This window comes from Pseudoalteromonas sp. S16_S37, from assembly GCF_014694405.1.
GTDB lineage: Bacteria > Pseudomonadota > Gammaproteobacteria > Enterobacterales > Alteromonadaceae > Pseudoalteromonas.
On sequence record NZ_JAAUWV010000001.1, the window covers coordinates 96,363 to 116,663 of the forward strand.

Below are 20,301 nucleotides of genomic sequence, written 5' to 3' on the forward strand. Positions count from 1 at the left end.
CATTGCTATGTTGATGATGTATAAAGTTATTGACTTAGTTTTTCACCCAGTGAGGTGGCGCCTTCTTTCGTTTGCGTAGGCTCTTTAAGAATTGACATCTTAGGAGGCTGCAGTGCAATGATCCGCTCACCTTGTTCAGGTGGTTTTTTCATATCAATAACAAATGGCCTAATTTGCGACTCACCATCATTGCCATCGGTTGTAATAAATAACGGAATTGCTTCTTTATTTACTTCTAAGTATTGCTGCCAATCAAACTCTTCAGACAATCGTGTGGCACTGACTTTACCGCCTTTAGCAATTAAACTACTTAGCTTGGCATAGTAGCCTTGTTCACCAAACAGTATTTGTCTAGATAAAAACGTGGCGCTGTCTTTGTTCGCCTTTGCGTGGTTTGTTGATGAGCGTAATGAAAAAACATTTTGCTCACTCAATAAATGCGAGAAGTATTGCACACCCAAAGCGTTGTGATGGCGGTTAGGGGATAGCGCGAGCACAGATTGGATTGACGTGAGTGGCAAATAGCGTTCAGCGTGTTCTGATTGTGGGTTACCATAATAACAGGGCAGGCCATCCATCCTTGCCATTTTACAGTTTTCCCATGCCGGATCTGACAGATATACATCAATATTCTGCTCTTTTAATCCTTTTGCAATCGCACGTGCGACGTGGTTAGCACCAATGATAAGCAGCGTATTTGGACTGGGCTGACGTACTCCCAGCAATTTTGCTAGCGGTGTTGCCGTTAAACTTTGCAATACCACAGTCACAATGATCACGGTAAAAATTAACGGAACGAGTTTGTTTGCATCTGGTATTTGCGACTCCATCATACTGAGTGCAAAAACAGAACCGACCGCCGCGGCTACAATGCCTCGTGGTGCAATCCACGACAGCAATATGCGAGACTTTAGTGGTAGGTCGGTGTTGTAGGTGGATATTGCAATACAAATTGGCCGCGCGATAAATAATACAATCGCTAAGAAAATAAATATCTCTGCATCTAAGAGCATTAAATCGCTCAACTGCAATCTAGCTGCAAGCAAAATAAATAAGCTTGAGATTAATATCATTGAGAGATCTTCTTTAAACTCTAGAACAGAGTCAATTTCCAAGTCATCCTGATTAGCGAGCCAAATACCGAAGATGGTGACAGCTAGTAGTCCTGACTCATGGGCTAAATGGTTTGAGGCTGTGAAACTAAATAACACCAATGCCAAAATACCAAATTTATGAAGCTCATAAGGCAACCACTCTTTGCGAATTAACGCGCTGGTGATCCAACCTGCTACAACACCTACGCTTATTCCAACACCTAAGGTTGAAAATAGGGCGATTAATGTATGGCTTAATACTTCGCCTTTACCGACAAAGCTAACCGCTTCAAACACTAAAACAGCAAAAAGTGCGCCTATTGGGTCTATTACTATGCCCTCCCAGCGCAGAACTCTGTCAATATCCTGAGTTGGGCGCATTGAGTTTAGCATGGGGGCTATTACCGTAGGGCCCGTCACAACAAGCACTGCACCTAATACGGCAGCTACGCGCCAATCTAAATCTAAAATAAAATAAGCACTTAGTGCTATCATAACGAATGTAGAGAACATGCCAATTGAGCATAAGTTGCGGACTATTTTTCCGATCCCCTTCAATTCTCTAAAGTGAAGGGTTAATGAGCCTTCAAATAAAATAATGGCCACAGATAGAGAAACGACAGGGAATAATAAGTCACCTAATAAGTCATCTGGGCTAAGTTGCCCTGTTAGTGGGCCGAGCAATAGGCCGATAATTAGTAAGAACAAAATGGCTGGTACTTTGAGTACCCATGCTAGCCATTGTGCAAGAACCGAAAAAACGGCAATTCCAGCGATGTAAATAGCTGACATAATCTCTCCAGTTAACCTATTGGTTAACATAGTTAAAAATATACTAGCGGGTTTATACCATAGTTATATGACGGCTACGAATTTAAGCTTTAACAAAAGCCGAGTATCTAACCTAAACATAGTCTTTATAATCAGAAATGGATCATTTCATTTTAAATTGTACCCATAAAGAGTTATTCATTGGTTTTATAGTGAATATAAGTACTCATTTTGGTATTGAGTTGAAATCGCAGGGAAGTATACGTTATGCTAATAAGCGTTTGGTGCGAGTCACCATGATTCTTTTTGGTTTTGTTATAGCAATTATAATGAACTAACTTTTAGTATTATGTTTTAGCCTGAAGGGTTAGATATTAAATACTGTTCAACAATTTAACTATTCTTTGCGCAATTATTCATTGCGGCTTAGGTCTTTTCAGCTTCATCAAACAATGGTGTACCAGCTGAAAACGGCTCGACGTTGTAGATAAATTACAGTGTCACAATCCATTTTTTAGTAAAACGACAGCCAGTGTTGGGCACATATGTGTGAACGCGTAAGCTGTATTGTATATTTGTTTTGTTCAACTCTGGTTGTTTTTACTCACGCACGTCTGCTTTTTGCGGGTATTGCGTGGAATTAATTTAAGCAAGGGCAACTGCAGGAAACAATATGAACATTTCAAATTCTCGGCGTATAGTGATTAAGATAGGTAGTGCATTAATAGCACCCGACCAAGATGGCTGTCGTGCGCGTTACTTATTGACTATTGCACAGTTTATCGTGCGCTGTCGCTCTATGGGTAAGGAAGTCGTGCTGGTTTCTTCGGGATCAGTTGCGGCGGGGGCCCACTTATTTCCTGAAGACGCCAAAAATTCATCAGTCGTATTGAAAAAGGCCATGGCAGCGGCCGGGCAAACAGAGATGATGGCAACTTGGGACCGTTTTTTCGATTTTCCATCAGCACAAATTCTTTTAACTCATGGTGATTTACGAGATCTAGAGCGCTATAACAGTATTCGTGAAACGATATTCACTTTACTTGAGCATGGCATTTTACCTATTATCAATGAGAACGATGCGGTTACCACTGATGAGTTAAAAGTGGGTGATAATGATAACTTATCAGCCATGGTTGCTGCGGCAGCTGACGCAGATGTGTTATTAATGTGTTCTGATGTCGACGGCTTGTATGACAAAAACCCAAATCTCCATGACGATGCCCAACTGATCCCACAGGTCCCAGATATCTCTGAAGAGATATACGCAATGGCGGGGTGTGCTACAAGTCAAGTGGGTACTGGTGGTATGAAAACTAAAATAGAGGCGGCCGAGAAGGCCACTTCGCATGGTATTAGCACTTATATCGTAAATGGCTTTAAGGAAAGTACCTTTGAGCAGCTATTAGCAGGAAATAACCCTGGCACTGTTTTCTTACCGTATGATGAGCCGATGCATTCTGTGCAACATTGGATGACACACACAGCCTCTGAGCAGGGGGAGATCATTGTTTAGCACAGCTATGCCGAAGAGCTAAAAGATCATGCTGAGCCATTAGGTGCTGAAAACATCTCGGATGTTCGCGGTGAATTTTCTGTTGGTGACACAGTATTGGTTCGTACTGAAAAGGGCGAACGCCTAGCTAAAGCGACCACCAACTATAGTAGTTGTTTGCTTAATTTTCTTGCTGAGCAAGAGCAAACATCCGATAACGGCCATTTACAAGAGAGCATAGGTCCCGTTATTTCAGAACAAGATATTACAATTTTGGAGAAATCTTAACTCATGAGTTTAATTACCGAATTATCACAGCAAGCTGCCAGTGCAGCAAAGCAGCTAGCGTTATTAACCACAGAGCAAAAAAATGCTGTGCTAACTGATATGGCTGAGGCATTGGTTGCTCAAAGTAACGATATCTTGGCTGCCAATGAACATGATTTATCTTTGGCTAGAGACAATCAGCTATCAGCGGCAATGGTTGACCGCCTAACGTTAACACCTGAGCGCATTGCCGATATGGCCGATGGTATTAGAACGATTGTTGAACTGGATGACCCAGTTGGCATAACTCGAGATCTGGGCGTTAGACCAAACGGTATTAAAATCAGCAAAATGCGAGTGCCTTTAGGGGTTGTGTGTATGATTTACGAAGCACGCCCAAACGTAACTGCTGATGCCGGTGCTCTGTGCTTTAAATCAGGTAATGGTGTTATTTTACGTGGTGGTAAAGAAGCCCTGCAAAGTTCACAAGCGATTGCTAAAGTAATGCACCAAGTGCTTGAGCAGCATAATCTACCTACGGCCCTAATTACCGTCATACCAGACCCAGACCGTGCTTTGCTGATGGAGTTGATGCAGCAAAAGCAATACATAGATTTGATTATCCCTCGTGGTGGTGAAGGCTTAATTAATTTTGTGACCGAAAACAGTACTATTCCTGTTATTCAGCACTTTAAAGGGGTTTGTCACCTTTACGTTGACGAAGCTGCTGATTTAGATATTGCGCTTAAGTTGGCACTCAATGGTAAAACTCAGCGCACTGGTGTGTGTAATGCGTTAGAAGGGATTGTGGTGCATAAGTCGATAGCACCTATGTTCTTGCCTCGTTTACAAAAAGCATTCGCGCACAAGCAGGTGGTGATCAATGCCGACAGCCAAGCCGCGCAATATTTTGAGGGTGCAAATGTGATTGATGAGTCACAGTTTGGTGAAGAATACCTGCGTTTAGAGGTTGCTGTTCGTATTGTTGACGACTTTGCTGGCGCATTGGCACATATCGACCGTTTTGGTAGCCATCACACCGAAGTGATTTGTACGCAAGATGTGCAAACGGCTGAACTATTCCAGCGTAGCGTTGATGCATCAGTGGTTATGGTTAACGCATCATCCCGTTTTTCGGACGGTTCGCAATTAGGTTTAGGTGCGGAAATTGGTATTGCAACCACCAAGCTACATGCATATGGGCCGATGGGTTTGGAATCGCTAACAACTGAGAAGTTTTTAGTAAATGGCGAAGGCCAGATCCGAGAATAAACAGAAAAAGATGTTAGTTTAAAGCGGGCGCAATAGTCCGCTTTTTTATTTTTAAAAAGCGATAGATTAGCGTGTTTGCTTGTGTTTTAAAAAGGATATTAAAAAAACAGGAGTGCGGAAAGTGGTGGAGCTAAGCAGGATCGAACTGCTGACCTCCTGCGTGCAAGGCAGGCGCTCTCCCAGCTGAGCTATAGCCCCACATTCCGGTTTGGACGTTGCGAAATTTATAGTTTTTTAATTATCTCGTCAAGTCTTCGCTGGCAAAAAATTTTCACATTTTTACAATTGCCTTTGGTAGACTGGCTGAAATGAATAAAAAAATAGAATGATTGATGCTCCATAAGAAAATAAGCTTGTCATTGCTAGGTGCATGTTTTGCCTTGCTAATGGGGTGCTCTTCAGCACCAGATACCCCAGTACTTGAAATCGAAAAACAAGTACTGCATACCAAAATGTCAGACGCAGGCCAACAGTTGTTTGTGTACATCGTAACTGTTGAACCTACCCCAGTCATGGTTTTAGATACCAGCAAGCCGTTATCACGCTCTGATCTTAAAGCATATGCAAAACATCAACGAGTTGAAGACTCTCCCGAATTAAAATTATTGCTCGAAGAGCGTGCTGTTGAGTTACTTAAAACAGCGCTCGCTGAAGAAAGTTATTGCACGCAGGGACACAAAATTAATCAAGTATATTGGCGTGCGCGTAGTGTGCAATTGCGAGGGGCGTGTGAGTGAATCATCAACGTTACGCTTAGAACGTGTTTTACAGCAATTGGATATTAAGGCGTTACAGTATGAACACCCACCGTTACATACCTGTGATGAGGCAGACAAACTGCAGCTTGAACGAGAAGGCACTCGCATCAAAAATTTATTCCTCAGAGATAACTATGGTCGTCGGCATCTTTTATTGTTGCTCAGAGCACAGTTAAAGGTAGATTTAAAAGCGCTGTCGTCTCAACAGGGGGTGTCACGTTTGGGGTTTGCCTCTGATGCCAGGTTAGAGAAATACCTTCACATAAAGCCTGGTTGCGTGTCGGCATTAGCTTTAATTAATGATACCGAGCAGCAAGTAGAACTTTGGATTGACCGAGGCCTTTGGAGCGCCGAGCAGTGGCAGTGTCATCCATTAAACAATACTAAAACATGGGTGTTAACTAAGCCGCAATTGCAAAAATTTTGGCAGTACACCAATCACACGCCTCATGTGATTGATATCCCTTGTTTATAAGTTGTGATACTCAGCATTAGGCCTACTCCACAGATCAGCAGCAGCGTTATCAAAAAGGCATGATAGCCAAAATTTTGCAGTATTAAACCTGGTATAAAAGAGCCCAGCGCACCGCCGCTATAATAAAAAGACACATATGCACCATTTGTAACCGTTGGTGGTGCATCGCTCAGTTTATTAGCAAGGGGAGAAGCACTGGAATGGATCATAAACATGCACGCACAAAATAGCGTAAAAGCGATAAGAAATAGGCTCAATACAGGGAGCTGCATGGCAACAAGGGTTAAACAGTAAAGGGCGAACAAGGCACTTAAAAATAGCCACGAGTTATTAAAATGGCGACTGATGTAGGGCGTTGCCATAGACAGTATTGCGCCAATTAAGTAGCCCGTGTAGACCCACCCAATGGTTTTGCTATCGGTGATATTAAACACATCTTGCAAAATAAAAGGCAGGTAGTTCATCAAAGCGGCAAAGCAAAAAAACATACAAAATACACAGCCAAATAAGCGCGCGATAAGTGGGTGACGTAAAGGCTTTAAGTAGGCTCTGGGTGAGGCAGGCTCTCGCTTAGGTGGCTCACAGCGCTTAGGTTTAATAAGTAGAGCCAAAATAATCAACGACACCGCCAATACATAATAAAAGCTTTGCCATGAGAACCAACTAGCAAAATTAGCTGCCAATACTCGCCCTAAGTACCCACCTAAAATAGAACTCCCAATGTAGCGGGTCATATTTTGTTGTAATTGTGCCGCGCTATATTGCTGACCAATAAAGCCTGTCATCGCGGTAAGCGCCGCAGGAAGCGTTAGGCCTTGGATAAAACGCAAAGTGAGCAATAGCTCAAAAGAAGGGACCAAAGCAAAGAGTAAGCTGGTGATACTTAAAATCAGCATTGCCACTTTGAGAATCGACAGCGGATTCTTGCGGGCAAACATCAAGCCATAAAAAATAGGCGCAACTGCCAGCGGTAGCATGGTGAGTGACATCAACGCGCCACTGGCAGCTGTTGATACATTAAAGTTGTGTGCAAATATAGTCAGTAGAGGTTGCGGTGCATAGAGCACAAAAAAGATGAACATAGATGAAATCAGCAACTGCAATAACGGCATGAACCTTCCAGGATACTATTTGCACGACTGGTTCATATTATGCGTGGCTTTGTATACATTGAACAGTTTTGTATCAAATAGTTAGTGATTTCTTGCGTTAAATCATGTTGTGGCATAAAAGCCTTTGCTATGGTGGGGCTAGGTACAAAAAAATCCCTTGAAGCGTGCTTTGCATATGGTCAAAAAAAACCACTGCGTTAGAATATGGCTATTAATATTTTATGGAGCAGCACAATGGGTTCGTTACAAGAGCAGCTACTAAAAGCGGGGCTAACGACTGAGCACAAGGCTAAAGTGGCTAAGTCGGAAAAGCGCAAAGCACAAAAGAAAAAGAAAAAAGGCGCAACCAGTGATCCTAGTGATCTACAAAAGCATATTGAACAAACTAAGCTTGAGCAGCAAAAAAAGGCTGAAGAACTCAATAAGGCCAAGCAAGCTGAGTTAAAAGAGCGCGAACAAGTTGCACGTGTTAAGCAAATTTTAGAGCATCACAATCAAGACGAAATTCGTGGTGATGTTACCTTTAACTTTACTTATGAAAACAAAGTTAAAGAGCTTGATGTAAATGAACAAACCAAAAAAGCACTATCAAAAGGCCGATTGGCGATTTGTGTGCTTGAAGGGCAATTTTACGTATTGCAAGATGAGCCAGCTCGTAAAATTGCTGAGGTTGACGAAAAATATATCGTCTTCCATGTTGAAGACGACAACAGCGGCCCTGATGAGGATGACCCATACGCGGGTTATGAAGTACCAGACGATTTAGTGTGGTAAGTTAATTTTACTCATCACAGCGCCTGCTAATTAATGACGATGTGTAGCGCTTATAAATGGTCTACACTGTAAGAGATTTGTCCGTTAATTAACAAAAAGAGTAATGTTATGAGTAAGATAAAAAATATAATCTGTGGGGTTGGGCTCTCAATTGTGGCGCTGGGTGCAAACGTAGCGAACGCAGAAGACGGTAAAGCATTATATACAGCTAAAATGTGTCAAACCTGTCATGGTGCTGAAGGTAAGGCGCCAATTATGGCAATGTACCCTAAGCTAAATGGTCAAAATAAAGAGTATTTAGCAGCACAGATGAAAGATATCAAATCAGGCGCGCGTAGCAACGGTATGTCAATGGCAATGAAGGCCATGGTTGCCAATGTATCTGATGCAGAAATTGACGCCATTGCAGAGTATTTATCACAGGTTAAATAACCACTTTTGTGAATTTAAAAAACCACCGCATGTCGGTGGTTTTTATTTGGTTGAACAAATGCCCATACTCATTTAGACTTCTATACATCTAATTGGGCTTATCTAAGGACCCTCTATGTTTGAACTACCTAAACTCAACTTAAAAGGCAAAGTGTCTGAGCAAGAATGGCAGCTGCGTGTAGATTTAGCAGCCTGTTATCGCTTGGTTGAGCATATGCGCTGGGGCGATTTAATATACACGCATATGTCGGCGCGTTTACCTGGCACCGATCAGTATTTGGTCAATGCATTTGGTTTAAGTTTTGATGAGGTGACTGCGTCAAATCTAGTGAAAGTAGATTTAGCCGGTAATATTTTGGATGATACGCCGTTTAAAATAAACCCTGCGGGCTTTACGATTCATAGCGCTATTCATGAAGTAAGAAACGATGCGCATTGCGTTATTCACTTACACACCAAAGAGACCGTAGCCGTAGCCAGTCTTGAGTGCGGTTTATTACCCCTGAGCCAGCATTCGATGTTCTCATTACCTTCTTTGTCATATCATGGCTACGAAGGCTTGGCGGTGAACGACGATGAACGTAAGCGCTTGCAAGACGATTTGGGGTCGACCAATCACATGTTGTTGGTTAACCATGGTGGTTTAACGGTCGGGCCTACGGTGGGCGATGCGTTTATGCGTTTTTATGACTTACAGCGCGCCTGTGAAATTCAACTGGCTATTCAGTCGTCAGGTCAACAAGCCGTGCCTGTACCGCAGCCCATTATAGATAATATTTACAACCAAGCTAACGTTGTTCATAGCGGCAGTACGGGCGGGCAAGTTGCTTGGCCTGCCATGCTCAGAAAGGCATACCGCTTAGACCCAAGTTTTGCACAATAGGAATTCATAATGAAAGTTAATCGCGTCGAAGTATTTGATATTCACTGTCCTGATAGACCCGCTTGGACTCCGGTATTTGTTCGTATTCATACCGATGAAGGCATTAGCGGTGTGGGTGAAGCAGGTCTTGCTTATGACCTAGGCCACAGCGCAGCGGCGGCCATGATAAAAGAAATGGCAGACGCCTTTTTAATTGGTCACGACCCATTTCAGACTGAGCTTTTATGGTCGCGCATGTTGCGCGAAAGTTTTTGGGGTTTAGGCGGCGGCCCTGTGGTGTATGCGGCCATGAGCGCCATTGATACGGCTCTGTGGGATATTAAAGGTAAAGCACTTAACTTACCTGTTTATCAACTACTTGGCGGTAAGGTTAACCCTGAACTAAGAACCTATGCGTCGCAATTACAGTTTGATTGGGACAGCGAGTTTAAAGCGCTTGTGGAGCCTCAAGAGTATGCCGAAGCGGCACTTAAGGCTATTGCCGAAGGCTACGACGCGGTTAAAGTTGACCCAATCCAATACGACAAGTTTGGCAACACCTATTACGACCGTACTAAAATAATCTCTCGCGCAGAGATGAAGCTATACCGTGCACGTATGCAAGCCATTCGTGAAGCGGTGGGTGATGAAGTAGACATTATTTTTGAGTGCCACAGTTTACCGGGGGCAACTTCAGCCATTCAAATTGGCGAAATAGCCGAAGAATTTGATTGCATGTATTACGAAGAGCCTGTGAACTACCTAAACCACTCTTTACATGCCAAAGTAGCCGACAAAGTCGCCGTGCCCATTGCCGGCGGTGAGCGCTTGTATAACCGTTGGGGAGTGCGCCCATACTTAGAAGATCAAAGTATTGACGTGTTGCAACCTGATATTGGTTTGTGTGGCGGTTTTACTGAAACCAAAAAAGTGTGTGATTACGCTGATATTTTTGATGTGCGCATTCAAGCTCATGTATGTGGCGGCCCTGTTGCAACGGCAGCCTCGCTACACCTAGAAACCGCCATTCCAAACTTTTTAATTCATGAACATCACACCTACGCCATCAAAAAGTGGAACCGTGAATTATGTATTCAAGACCCACAACCTAAAAATGGTGTATTCAAGGTATCGGAAGAGCCAGGCATTGGTATTGAATTAAACGACGAAGTTGTGATGCGCTCACAACGTGTTGAGATCAAATAACGGATACACTTATGTTAGAGGGTTAAACTGGTTTAGCCCTCTTGTTAAGCTTTTTGAGCTTCGGGGGGAAGCCCGTAGTGGTTGTTAAAATTGTTTAACTCACCTTACGCAAAAGAAACGCACTCACTGCGTTCGCTGTCGTTAACTTTTGCATCTAACTAAGCCAGCTGTTTACTTTTTCTTACTGTTAGCACGCCCCCTTTTCGCAAAATATTTGTTCAACTCATACTTAATCAGTAACATAACACTACTGATATGCATCATTTTGTGCTATATCAGGTACGAGAATATTAAAAATTTCATACAAACCAAACCTTTGCAAAAAATATAGTTTGTTATCATGTTGCCAAGTTGTGTACGCTGGGTTAACATTGGTAGCCGAGGTGAGGGACGTATGCCAAAGATAAGGACTTGGATAATGAAAACCTCTATGACATTAAAAATCAAATCAAAGAAATTAAAAGAGCTAACGACAGAGCGCGCTAAGCTGGTTGGGGGGGGGAGCACCCCAATTGGTACTGAACCTCAACAAGTGCAAGGTGTGTCGTTAAGCGCACTATACTCAATTCTCTGTTAAGGAAAATTGCTAAAGGACTGATGATGAATGAAGTTTTATATTATTTAGGATATTTTTTTAATACTATCGTATTTTGTATCGTACTTTTTTGGATGAAGAAGTTTTATTCTAAAAGATGGAAGCTATTCTTTGGCCCTAAAAAAGACTTGGCTACTGTTCAAGAACATGAGCTTTACTCAAACTTTTTAACTGCATTTTGTTTTTTGGTTTTTCTTTTGATTAGCTTTCAACTGGAGTTGTTCTTGCTGTCTTTGGAAATGGATTTAGTAGAGAAAATAAAGCTGTTTTATACAAGTATGGTTATAGTCCAATTCTCATGGTTATTGACTCTTTTTTGCTTGCATTTGGTGCGAGGTTGTACTTTCTCTTCGGCAGCTCGAATTTGTACTTATTCTACAATAGTTGTAATGATGTTACTTGGTATGCAACTCATTTCACGGGGGTACTTCGATTATCACGAGTTAAGTATTATTTATAAAGTAGGGCTTTGGATCTGTAAAGTCATAATCCTTACAGCTTTAGTAACTTACCCAATTCGCTCTATTAAAGATTATTTTAAACAAAAGCGCGCAGCAGCGTCATAAACTGCCAATCTTAACCCTATAAAATTTCATTCATGCAAAGTGGCGATGATAAAACACATCGCCATTTTTTTATTGTAATTTTTATACAACCTAGGCTCTAATCGTGAATTTTTTGAAATGTCTATTGGGCACTAAGTGCAAGGGCATATAATGTGAGTTTCAGCTAATTTAACAGAGAAGATTAAAATGAATGAACTGGTTTGGCAGCTCGGGTGGATTTTAAAAGGCTATGAATTAGTCATTTTATTCTGGTTTATTGCCTCGCATTATCCTCGCCATAAATGGTCATTGTTCTTCACTAAGAAAAAACATCTAACAACACTTCAATTGCATGAAATGCATTCATGTTTTATCACAACCGTGATTCTTACGTGTTTTCACTTTTTTGGTAGTGAAATTGAAATGTATATTTTATTATTAGTTTTTGATCTAGAAAGCAAGATAAAAATATTTTACTTGTCGTTAATGGCGGTAAAATTCTTACTCATTTTAATTGTTTTTTCTGTACACAGACTAAGAGGGTGCCTATTTTCAAAAACAACACGTATTTGTCTTTACTCAACTCTAGCTTTTATTTGCTTATTGTTTATGCAGCTAATTGCAAGAGGCTATTTTGATTACCATGAACTAAACATGACTTATGTTATCGGGGGATGGTTATGTAATTTAGTCATGGTCTCTGCTTTATCTATCTACCCAATTAGGCAAACACTGGGGTATTTTCAAAAGCGCAGCGTGGCTTAACTGATGTTAGATGGCGCTTTAGACTTTTCTAACCTGCGAATATTACTACTGATATCACAATAAAAATATGGATGTTTATCAATGAATCTTAACGATTTTCTCTACCATTTAGGATGGATTTTTCATGGTTACGAACTAATTATCGTTTTGTGGTTTATTATCACGCAATTTCCTAAACACCGCTGGTCTTTATTTTATGCCAGTCATAGCTCGTTAAACTCGTTAAAAAAGCATGAAATGCATTCTTGTTTTATGAGTGCAGTGGTAATTATGCTATTTCATACTTTTGGTGGGGAAGTAGAACGGTACTTAGTTTCGTTGCAGTTTGAACAGGTTAATCGGATAAAAATTTTTTATGCAGGTATGATAGGGTATTTGTTTGTGTACAAACTTACATTGTATACCCTCCATCGGTTGCGAGGATGTTTGTTTTCAAAAACAGCTCGTATTTGTATGTACATGATTTTCACATGTGAATCGTTTTTGTTCATGCAATTAATCGCCAGAGGTTATTTTGATTATCATGAATTAGGGATGGTATATGTCTTTGGCGGCTGGATATGTAACATCGTCGCAATTGCCGCTCTGTCTATTTACCCAATCAGGCAAACGCTGGGGTATTTTCAAAAGCGTAGTTAAAATCCCTTGGGGGGTGTTAAAACGGCTTCTCTCACCGACGAATTCCTAATACGTTTATGACGTCTAATGTACATAGCTTAATCACATCAAGGTGATATATGCTGGGCTAAGCAAAAAATAAAGGAATAAGGCGATGAAATTAACTAGTAACACCATTTTAATTACCGGGGGCAGCCGCGGTATTGGGCTTGAAATAGCCAAAGCTTTTTTAGCACTTGGTAATAATACCGTGATTATTACGGGTCGTAATGAGCAGCAGTTGCAACAAGTACGCAAAGAACTCAAAGAGGTTATCACCATAAAAAGTGATGTCAGCAATATTGACGATATTCGTAATCTATACAGTGAGGTGGCAAAGCAATATCCCACGCTGAATATGCTGATTAATAATGCAGGGGTGATGAAAAAGATTAACCTGCAGGCTCAAGGTGATGATCTGCAAGCACTCACCAAAGAGATAGATATTAACGTGAAAGGGCCTATTTGGATGGTAGATACATTTTTGCCATTGCTTAAGCAAAACCCCAATGCCGCTATTGTTAATGTGTCATCGGCTTTGGCGTTTGTACCTATGCCTGTTGCACCTGTGTATAGTGCCACCAAATCAGCGCTTCATTTTTATACTTTGTCTTTACGAGCGCAGTTAAAAAACACGGGTATAAAGGTGTTTGAGTTAGCCCCTCCTGGCACGAAAACCGAGTTACTAGATGAGTTTACTGATGCTGATTTACAAGGCAGTAAGCCGATGACGGTGCAAGCTTTGGTTAGCGATTTTATGAAGGGCTTGTCAAAAAACAGCTATGAAATAACACCAGGTCAGGCAAGTTTACTGAAGTTTATGGGCCGCTTTTTCCCTAATCTGATTTTAAAGGAAATGAGTAAAAGCGTAGATGAAATGAAATAACGTGGTATCGGGTAAGACAACCTTACCCGATCTGTTTTAACTATAATGCTTTTGCTTTGTTAGTTTGATGAGCCTTGGCAAATGAGAACTCCCGCATAGATACAAACGCTTTTATATCAGAGGAAATAATCAACAGCGTAGGCATCAGCACCAAGCAAATTGCCGTTGCAAATAATAACCCGTAAGCCAGTGATACCGCAGCGGGGATCAAGTATTGCGCTTGCTCTGAGGTTTCATTCAGAAGCGGCAATAACCCCGCAAAGGTAGTGATGGTGGTTAAGAAAATAGCCCTAAAACGGTCTAAGCAAGCTTGTCTTACCGCATCTACTTTACTGTCTAGTTCATGGCAAAGCTGATTGTATCGATTGACGATTAATAAGCTGTCGTTCACCACAACCCCAGAGAGCGTGAGCATACCTAGCCATGAGTAAAGGCTAACACTTAAGCCTAACCACACGTGTCCTAGTATTGCTCCCACAAGGCCAAAAGGCACCGAAAATACAATCAATAAAGGCTGGCCGTAGCGTTTTAATGGAATGGCCAGTAGTACATAAATCAGCGCGATTGCTACGATAAAGGCAACCCCTAAACCTTTGGTTGACTCAACGTTTTGCTCAAGCTCTCCCGCGCGTTTTAGGCCCGCACCTGGATACTGAGACTGCACATGGCTTGCAAACACTGACTCTAACTCGGTATAGAGTTGCTCTGGTGACAGCACGCTTTTATCAACGTCAATTTTTAACGAGCGGGTCAGTTCACCATTAAAGCGAGTTAGGGTGTTATTGACCGTGGTGGTTTCAACATTCGCTACCGCTGACAGTGGAATTGGCTGCCCTTGCTCGTTATAAATATACAGCGAGTTGAGATCGGAGCGTGAGTCACGTAGTTGCTGATGCAGTGTTAAATACATTTTTACGCGATGCTCATCACGATAAAAGCGGTCAAGCTCCAATCCGCCATATGCTGTCGCCAGTTGCTCAGAGAGCATACGATGAGTAATACCAAACAATTGTGCTTCAGGTTTTAGCGTAAAGGTGAGCTGCGGCATAGACGATAAGTTTTCTTCAAGCACATTGTTCACGCCTTCTTGGCGTGCTAACCACTGTTTGGTGTAGTCACTGATCTCATTAAGCACGCTCAGATCAGGATGACTGAGGCGAATATAAGTACCAGCCCCTGTGCCTTCTAATGAGACAGTTACCTCAACACTTTGCAGTGCTTCAACGTTCAGTAGTTCTTTGCGCCATTGGTTTGCCACTTGTTTTAGGTTGATATTGGCGCGTTCACTGCGCTGTATCGGCTCAGCAAATACCAGTATGTTGCCTTGCTCAAACGTTACCGTCATTGCTTTTTCAATAATATCACCGCTTAGCTGGTACTGCTGCTTGTATTGCTCATTAATACGCGCTCTAACGGCTTTGACTTGTTGTTCGGCTTTTTGTAGCAACGACACTGGAACGTTTTGCTCTAAATTTAGCTCAAGAATGATCAAATCACTGGGCACATCAGGGAACATCACGCTGCGAATAGAACCATTTTGCAAGCTTCCTAAAATGCCTAACACCAGTGTAAAAAAGCCTATCAAGCATACGTAGCGGTATCTTAAACATGCATCCAGCACTGGGCGATACAGTTTATGGGCAAACAACTCGAGCAATTTGCGCGGGTAAACGGTGAGCTTTCTAGTGAATGACTTTGCATCGTTATCAAACTTTAAAGAACGTAAATGGGCAGGTAGAATAAATTTTGACTCAAGCAGTGAAAACAATAAGGCAATGATCACAACCCATGCAAAGCCGGCAAATAAACGCCCGGTTTCAGACGGAAAACGGGTCATCGGTAAAAGGGCGGCAACCGTCGTCAATACCCCAAAAATAGTTGGAATAGCAACGCGCTCGGTGCCCTTGATGGTTGACTCAATTGAGGCGCCATGTTTTTCTTTGTAACTGTAAATACTCTCACCTACCACAACGGCGTCATCAACTAAAATACCCAGCACCAGAATAAAACCAAAGGTGGTTACTTCGTTAATGGTGTATTGAAAGCCAAGCTCGCCTAACACAATAAAAGTACCCGCGATTGCCACTGGCAAGCCCATGGCAACCCAAAAAGCCAAGCGCATATTCAAAAACAACGTCAAAATTATAAAGACCAGAACAAACCCTTGTATCGCATTGTTTTGTAACAAGTCTAATCGCTCTTGAACGTAGTTGGCGGCGTTAAACCAAATAGTGATGTCTAAGTTACTAGGTAGGGTTGCTTTGATCTCCTCCACGGCGAGTTTTGTTTGCTCTGAGATCTCAAGCACATCGCTGGTGGCAGACATTTTAACTGCAAAGCCCATGGTCGGCTTATTATTAAAAGTTACATTTGAGTCATGCTCGGTGATGTCGTCTTTAATATCAGCAACATCAGATAAATAAATAATGTGGCCCTGCTCAGTTACGCTGACCACCAAGTCGGAAAGCATTTTTTCAGTTTCAGCAACGTGATCAGAGTAGAGCAAATATTTACCATTCGGCGTTTTTAAAATACCACTTTTAGCACGCACCGATTGTTTGGCAATTGCCTCTGAAATATGGTCAAAGCTCAGTCCATATTGGCGCATTTTGTATGGGTCAATTTGAATATAAACGGCATAAGAATGCGCGCCATATTCTTCAATTTTTTGAATAGCAGGGTAGCTTAGTAGCTTTTGTTTTACCGCCTCACCTACTTTAATCATGCTATCTGGGTCGGTGTCACCATGAAGCTGTACCAGCAAGGCGTCAAACACCAGCGTTTCTTGGTAAATTTGCGGGCGCTCAGCCAGCACTGGCCAGTCGTAAATACTATCGATACTTGACTTTACATCCGCCATTAAACGGTTCATATCATAATCAAGTTGCTTAACAATGGTAACAGTCAGACTGTTTTGTCCTGCAACACTGTTGATTGACTTTATGCCACTGATCCCTTCAAGCGCGCGGTCAATTTTTTGGCCGATTTCTCGGTCAACCTGATCGGCCGTTTTACCTTCATAATAGGTTGAAATAATCAGTTGGTTTGAAGGCAACTTGGGAACAATCTCTTTACGCATGTTGTTGGCGCTGAGCAAGCCGCCCAGCAACAAAAACATCATTAATAAGTTAGAGGCAATCGGATGGCGGATAAACCACTGGATCATAACGCCTCCTTGCTCTGAATCGAATCGTTAGGAGCAGAGTCTTTTACGGCGAGTTGCATACCTTGACTTAAGTAACTTCTAGGAAATTCTACAACGCGCTTAAATTGCGTGTTTTGCATGGGGAAATACACCATGCCATCATTGATGGTAAATTCTTTTAACTTGTGACGATACGCTTTATTTTGCTCGTCGATTAGCCAAATTTCGTATTTTTCTGTCAATGCTGATTCTGGTGCTGAGTAGGTGAACTGCCAATTTTTATGCGGAAGTTGCACATAAACGTTTTCACCAAACATTGGCAAGCTGTTGTGTTCACTGTCGATACTTACATACAAGGTACGTTGTTGGTTTTCACTAAAGTGACTGACCCCAGTCACCTTGCCATGCCAACTTTTTAGTTTGTTTAAACTAAACACCTCAACTTGTTTGCTTAGTAAAGGCTGTTCTAAGTCATCGAACTCTTCGATATTAATAGGAACACGAATTTCACGTGTTGCTTTAGGTAATGCTGATGCCACACTGGTGCCCGCTGCAACATACTCACCTAGATTGGTTTTTATTTGCACCAGCTCACCTTCAAATGGCAGTGCTATAATTGTGCGTTTTAAATCAACTTCGGCTTGCTTAACTTGTAGTTCAGCAAGTTTTAGCTGACTTTGCGCCGACTTAACCACCAAGCTGTTGGCGTCGTACTGAGTTTGTGCGTTTTTTAAATTCGTTTTGGCCTCTAGCAACTGCGACTGTGCATTAGCCAGTGCCACTTCGTATGGTAATGGGTCAACATGAAGTAAAGGGCTGTTCTTATCAAGTAGTTGACCCTTACGAAAAGAGTCTGTTACCGAGATAATACGCCCAGATACATCACTCATCACCTCGGTGATCTTCAGTGGCTCAACATAACCCAAGCGCATTAAGCTGGGTAATTGCGAAATGGGTTTAATCTCAACCACAGAAGCTACGTGTAGACTCGGTTCTGAGTTAGTCGCAGGTGACATGACGTTAGCTTGCTCCGCCTTTTCTAGCTCATCTAACACCACTAGTAAAATAAACAATGCGAATACCGTGGCAATCGCTTGTCTTACTCGTAAACTCGAAAATATACGCTTCATAGCAAGCTCCAATCATCTTCTACTGTAAATTAATAAATACTTGCGCTAACTGACTGTTAAACGTGAATTTGCTTTGTACAAAGGTGGGCGACTGATTTTGTGCTAAGTCAACGCCGCTTACAGCGAGCTTTTCTTTTGGGGCACCCAAAAAGTTTTCGTCTAGCTCTTTGTTTTTATTTTCGTCGTGGTAAGCAAAAATGGCATATTCGCCGTGCTGCAGTTTGTCGAACTTACACAGCGCCTTTAACTTATCTATAGTTTGTCTACATACCGCAATAGGGGTTTCTTTTGAGTCAAACTGGGCGGCATTGTTCATTAATGTGACTTGTATTTCGCCATCATCATTTTTTGCTGAATTAACAACAACCTCAAGAACACCTTCTTGTTCTGGTGTTGGGTTGGCTGATGCCAATGCGGGTAATAACATGGCACAAAGTAGGGTAGTTCGAATCAACATGGTTCTCTCCTTGTTTATGGTAAATTCAAAGACAAATTTATGCTTTTATAGATGAGCATAATACGGGCTAATAACATGCGGGTCAGTAAGCCTTTGTAAAGGCTTTTGTAATCAAAAAATACTGTGGGTTTATGGTTTTAACTAGTTGTAAGTCTGAGGGATTTGGTTGTTTTTAGTATTTTTTATTAGTCAAAAAAAACACTGCTACTGATAATTTAATGCAGAGTATGGTGTGCTGGGTATTGAATATATGCGAATAAAGGAGAAAGCGATAACACGTGTACTTTCTCCTGCTTATATCTAATGGAGTGAGATATTAGAAACTGTATACAAAGCCAATTGATGCGCCATAACCCATGTCTTTGTCATTATCTATCAGCGGGCTATTTTTTACTTCATCATCCAGTGAGTAGGCACTGATCTCGCTAAATAGCGTTACGCTAGCTGTTAGCTTGTAATCTAAAGAGAGTGCAGCACCAAAGGTAGAGGCTGCATCAGGTGTATAGGCAGCACGTGTTGCCGTTACTTCTTTTGTTTTAACACCATAGTAGTAGTTGATTAAGTCGTCACTTTGCCAGCGCCAGAAAACACTGGGTGTGATGGTGAGTGCTTTGCCTTCAATTGGGTATGCCCAAATCGCAGACACCTCGTTACCCTCTGAAGTGCCAGTTACGTCAGCAAGCCACTCCAACGACAAGAAACCAATTTCTTCATTGTAAAAATTGATACTTGCGCCCAAATCAAAGCCGATGTCTCTGTCGTCCATGCCTTTAAATGTAGCGTTATCATCAGCATCATAGCCTTGTAGTCTGAGTGCGCCAATTGCGCTTACCCACATATTGCTGCTGATTGGCAAATGAAATTCGCCGCGAGTAGGCGATAAGCTGAAGCTTTCACCTTCGTACATTAGCACCGGTAGCAAATAAACTTCGGTGTCGATGTCTTTATATTCAGTTGAGCCATTAAATAGCCCCAAGCCAATGCCAAAATTACCTTGCGCTTGTGCTGTACCAGTGGCCCCTAATAAAAGCGCCGATGTTAATGTCAGCGTGTACAAATGCTTTTTCATTTCGTATTTCCTTTTCAATCTTAGCTGTGTTCACAGAGATAGTTGCTGAACTAAGCCCACGCTTTAAGTTGCTTGAGCTGTTCGTTCACAGCACTGATTTCCTTCAAAAATGAAAATTGGCGTGCTGTTGTAATGCAATACATTGGATGAACGCTCGTTGGTAAAGTGTGCGAAAACGCTGTTTACATTTGAGCATATGAGCATCAGTTGTATTTACGGGACCTAAGATACTCAGTGCCAAAATACAATTCAGTAAGCGATTGTAAGGACCTGTAGTTTCTTTAAACAGCTGAGTATATGATATGTATACCCAATAAAGGTAAACATCTTATTTTTCATGGCTTTGAAAGGGTTTTATGATTTTTGTCATATTTTTTTAAAGCATGTTGAAGTATGAAATTTGTTATTTTTTATGCAACAAAAATAGAGCAACCTATTGTTTTTTAAATTGTTAAATTGCCTTTTTAAAGATTTTAACAATTTTAAACATTTGGGGAACGAGATGTGTGGGTGTTTTTTATTTGGGTACATTTA

The 20,301-nt window shown here is 41.7% G+C and carries 16 protein-coding genes, 1 tRNA gene and 1 pseudogene; 11 read left to right on the forward strand and 7 right to left on the reverse strand.

Going from position 1 to position 20,301, the window contains the following annotated elements; all coding sequences use genetic code 11:
- Positions 1-26: 26 nt before the first annotated feature.
- Complete coding sequence (locus HC733_RS00485) at positions 27-1,886, reverse strand: cation:proton antiporter (RefSeq protein ID WP_190363103.1); 1,860 nt, start codon at positions 1,884-1,886, stop codon at positions 27-29.
- A 652-nt stretch (positions 1,887-2,538) separates the two neighbouring features.
- Between HC733_RS00485 and proB the strand changes: the two are divergent.
- Both proB and HC733_RS00495 read left to right on the forward strand, forming a co-directional pair.
- A pseudogene (gene proB, locus HC733_RS00490) lies at positions 2,539-3,648 on the forward strand (glutamate 5-kinase).
- 3 nt (positions 3,649-3,651) lie between these two features.
- Positions 3,652-4,899 (forward strand): glutamate-5-semialdehyde dehydrogenase, encoded by a 1,248-nt coding sequence (locus tag HC733_RS00495; protein WP_190363104.1) that lies wholly within the window; start codon positions 3,652-3,654, stop codon positions 4,897-4,899.
- Positions 4,900-5,021: 122 nt separating this feature from the next.
- Here HC733_RS00495 and HC733_RS00500 read toward each other — a convergent pair.
- Positions 5,022-5,097 (reverse strand) — tRNA-Ala (locus tag HC733_RS00500).
- A gap of 134 nt (positions 5,098-5,231) precedes the next feature.
- Here HC733_RS00500 and HC733_RS00505 point away from each other — a divergent pair.
- Both HC733_RS00505 and HC733_RS00510 read left to right on the forward strand, forming a co-directional pair.
- Complete coding sequence (locus HC733_RS00505; RefSeq protein ID WP_190363105.1) at positions 5,232-5,636, forward strand: hypothetical protein; 405 nt, start codon at positions 5,232-5,234, stop codon at positions 5,634-5,636.
- A complete protein-coding gene (locus tag HC733_RS00510) occupies positions 5,629-6,132 on the forward strand; it encodes a prolyl-tRNA synthetase associated domain-containing protein (RefSeq protein WP_190363106.1) in 504 nt (167 codons plus the stop codon). Before HC733_RS00505 ends, HC733_RS00510 begins: the two co-directional genes overlap by 8 nt.
- Here HC733_RS00510 and HC733_RS00515 read toward each other — a convergent pair.
- The gene (locus tag HC733_RS00515; RefSeq protein ID WP_190363107.1) at positions 6,105-7,244 is read right to left on the reverse strand and encodes an MFS transporter; all 1,140 of its coding nucleotides are present in this window, start codon (positions 7,242-7,244) and stop codon (positions 6,105-6,107) included. The two genes, HC733_RS00510 and HC733_RS00515, sit on opposite strands and share 28 nt — an antisense overlap.
- 234 nt (positions 7,245-7,478) lie before the next feature.
- Here HC733_RS00515 and HC733_RS00520 point away from each other — a divergent pair, with 234 nt between their 5' ends.
- From HC733_RS00520 to HC733_RS00550, 7 genes are all read left to right on the forward strand, one after another.
- Entirely contained in the window at positions 7,479-8,018 is a 540-nt protein-coding gene (locus HC733_RS00520; RefSeq protein ID WP_190363108.1) for a DUF2058 domain-containing protein, read from the forward strand.
- 108 nt (positions 8,019-8,126) lie between these two features.
- The gene (locus HC733_RS00525; protein WP_190363109.1) at positions 8,127-8,450 is read left to right on the forward strand and encodes a c-type cytochrome; all 324 of its coding nucleotides are present in this window, start codon (positions 8,127-8,129) and stop codon (positions 8,448-8,450) included.
- 115 nt (positions 8,451-8,565) lie between these two features.
- Complete coding sequence (locus HC733_RS00530) at positions 8,566-9,333, forward strand: class II aldolase/adducin family protein (RefSeq protein WP_190363110.1); 768 nt, start codon at positions 8,566-8,568, stop codon at positions 9,331-9,333.
- Between the two features lie 9 nt (positions 9,334-9,342).
- The gene (locus HC733_RS00535; RefSeq protein WP_190363111.1) at positions 9,343-10,518 is read left to right on the forward strand and encodes a mandelate racemase/muconate lactonizing enzyme family protein; all 1,176 of its coding nucleotides are present in this window, start codon (positions 9,343-9,345) and stop codon (positions 10,516-10,518) included.
- Between the two features lie 418 nt (positions 10,519-10,936).
- Positions 10,937-11,095 carry a hypothetical protein gene (locus tag HC733_RS00540; RefSeq protein WP_190363112.1) on the forward strand — a complete coding sequence of 53 codons (159 nt, stop codon included), beginning with the start codon at positions 10,937-10,939 and terminating at the stop codon, positions 11,093-11,095.
- A 23-nt stretch (positions 11,096-11,118) separates the two neighbouring features.
- Positions 11,119-11,679: a hypothetical protein gene (locus HC733_RS00545; protein WP_190363113.1), complete on the forward strand. Its 561-nt coding sequence runs from the start codon at positions 11,119-11,121 to the stop codon at positions 11,677-11,679.
- 1,516 nt (positions 11,680-13,195) lie between these two features.
- Positions 13,196-13,966 carry an SDR family oxidoreductase gene (locus HC733_RS00550; protein WP_190363114.1) on the forward strand — a complete coding sequence of 257 codons (771 nt, stop codon included), beginning with the start codon at positions 13,196-13,198 and terminating at the stop codon, positions 13,964-13,966.
- 40 nt (positions 13,967-14,006) lie between these two features.
- On the opposite strand, the gene HC733_RS00555 is transcribed toward HC733_RS00550, so the two are convergent.
- The 4 genes from HC733_RS00555 to HC733_RS00570 form a co-directional block, all read right to left on the reverse strand.
- Positions 14,007-17,132 carry an efflux RND transporter permease subunit gene (locus HC733_RS00555; protein WP_190363115.1) on the reverse strand — a complete coding sequence of 1,042 codons (3,126 nt, stop codon included), beginning with the start codon at positions 17,130-17,132 and terminating at the stop codon, positions 14,007-14,009.
- Positions 17,129-18,241: an efflux RND transporter periplasmic adaptor subunit gene (locus tag HC733_RS00560; protein ID WP_190363116.1), complete on the reverse strand. Its 1,113-nt coding sequence runs from the start codon at positions 18,239-18,241 to the stop codon at positions 17,129-17,131. The genes HC733_RS00555 and HC733_RS00560 overlap by 4 nt, the downstream gene beginning before the upstream one ends.
- Positions 18,242-18,260: 19 nt before the next feature.
- Positions 18,261-18,698: a DUF2141 domain-containing protein gene (locus tag HC733_RS00565; protein ID WP_190363117.1), complete on the reverse strand. Its 438-nt coding sequence runs from the start codon at positions 18,696-18,698 to the stop codon at positions 18,261-18,263.
- Positions 18,699-19,014: 316 nt separating this feature from the next.
- The gene (locus HC733_RS00570) at positions 19,015-19,767 is read right to left on the reverse strand and encodes a MipA/OmpV family protein (protein ID WP_190363118.1); all 753 of its coding nucleotides are present in this window, start codon (positions 19,765-19,767) and stop codon (positions 19,015-19,017) included.
- Positions 19,768-20,301 lie beyond the last annotated feature (534 nt).

What these genes read in the sequence shown, in the direction of transcription:
- HC733_RS00565 (WP_190363117.1), bottom strand. Translation starts at nt 18,698, where the DNA reads ATGTTGATTCGAACTACCCTACTTTGTGCCATGTTATTACCCGCATTG.
- HC733_RS00525 (WP_190363109.1), top strand. Translation starts at nt 8,127, where the DNA reads ATGAGTAAGATAAAAAATATAATCTGTGGGGTTGGGCTCTCAATTGTG.
- HC733_RS00555 (WP_190363115.1), bottom strand. Translation starts at nt 17,132, where the DNA reads ATGATCCAGTGGTTTATCCGCCATCCGATTGCCTCTAACTTATTAATG.
- HC733_RS00530 (WP_190363110.1), top strand. Translation starts at nt 8,566, where the DNA reads ATGTTTGAACTACCTAAACTCAACTTAAAAGGCAAAGTGTCTGAGCAA.
- HC733_RS00515 (WP_190363107.1), bottom strand. Translation starts at nt 7,244, where the DNA reads ATGCCGTTATTGCAGTTGCTGATTTCATCTATGTTCATCTTTTTTGTG.
- HC733_RS00550 (WP_190363114.1), top strand. Translation starts at nt 13,196, where the DNA reads ATGAAATTAACTAGTAACACCATTTTAATTACCGGGGGCAGCCGCGGT.
- HC733_RS00535 (WP_190363111.1), top strand. Translation starts at nt 9,343, where the DNA reads ATGAAAGTTAATCGCGTCGAAGTATTTGATATTCACTGTCCTGATAGA.
- HC733_RS00485 (WP_190363103.1), bottom strand. Translation starts at nt 1,886, where the DNA reads ATGTCAGCTATTTACATCGCTGGAATTGCCGTTTTTTCGGTTCTTGCA.
- HC733_RS00505 (WP_190363105.1), top strand. Translation starts at nt 5,232, where the DNA reads ATGCTCCATAAGAAAATAAGCTTGTCATTGCTAGGTGCATGTTTTGCC.
- HC733_RS00560 (WP_190363116.1), bottom strand. Translation starts at nt 18,241, where the DNA reads ATGAAGCGTATATTTTCGAGTTTACGAGTAAGACAAGCGATTGCCACG.
- HC733_RS00495 (WP_190363104.1), top strand. Translation starts at nt 3,652, where the DNA reads ATGAGTTTAATTACCGAATTATCACAGCAAGCTGCCAGTGCAGCAAAG.
- HC733_RS00570 (WP_190363118.1), bottom strand. Translation starts at nt 19,767, where the DNA reads ATGAAAAAGCATTTGTACACGCTGACATTAACATCGGCGCTTTTATTA.
- HC733_RS00545 (WP_190363113.1), top strand. Translation starts at nt 11,119, where the DNA reads ATGAATGAAGTTTTATATTATTTAGGATATTTTTTTAATACTATCGTA.
- HC733_RS00540 (WP_190363112.1), top strand. Translation starts at nt 10,937, where the DNA reads ATGAAAACCTCTATGACATTAAAAATCAAATCAAAGAAATTAAAAGAG.
- HC733_RS00520 (WP_190363108.1), top strand. Translation starts at nt 7,479, where the DNA reads ATGGGTTCGTTACAAGAGCAGCTACTAAAAGCGGGGCTAACGACTGAG.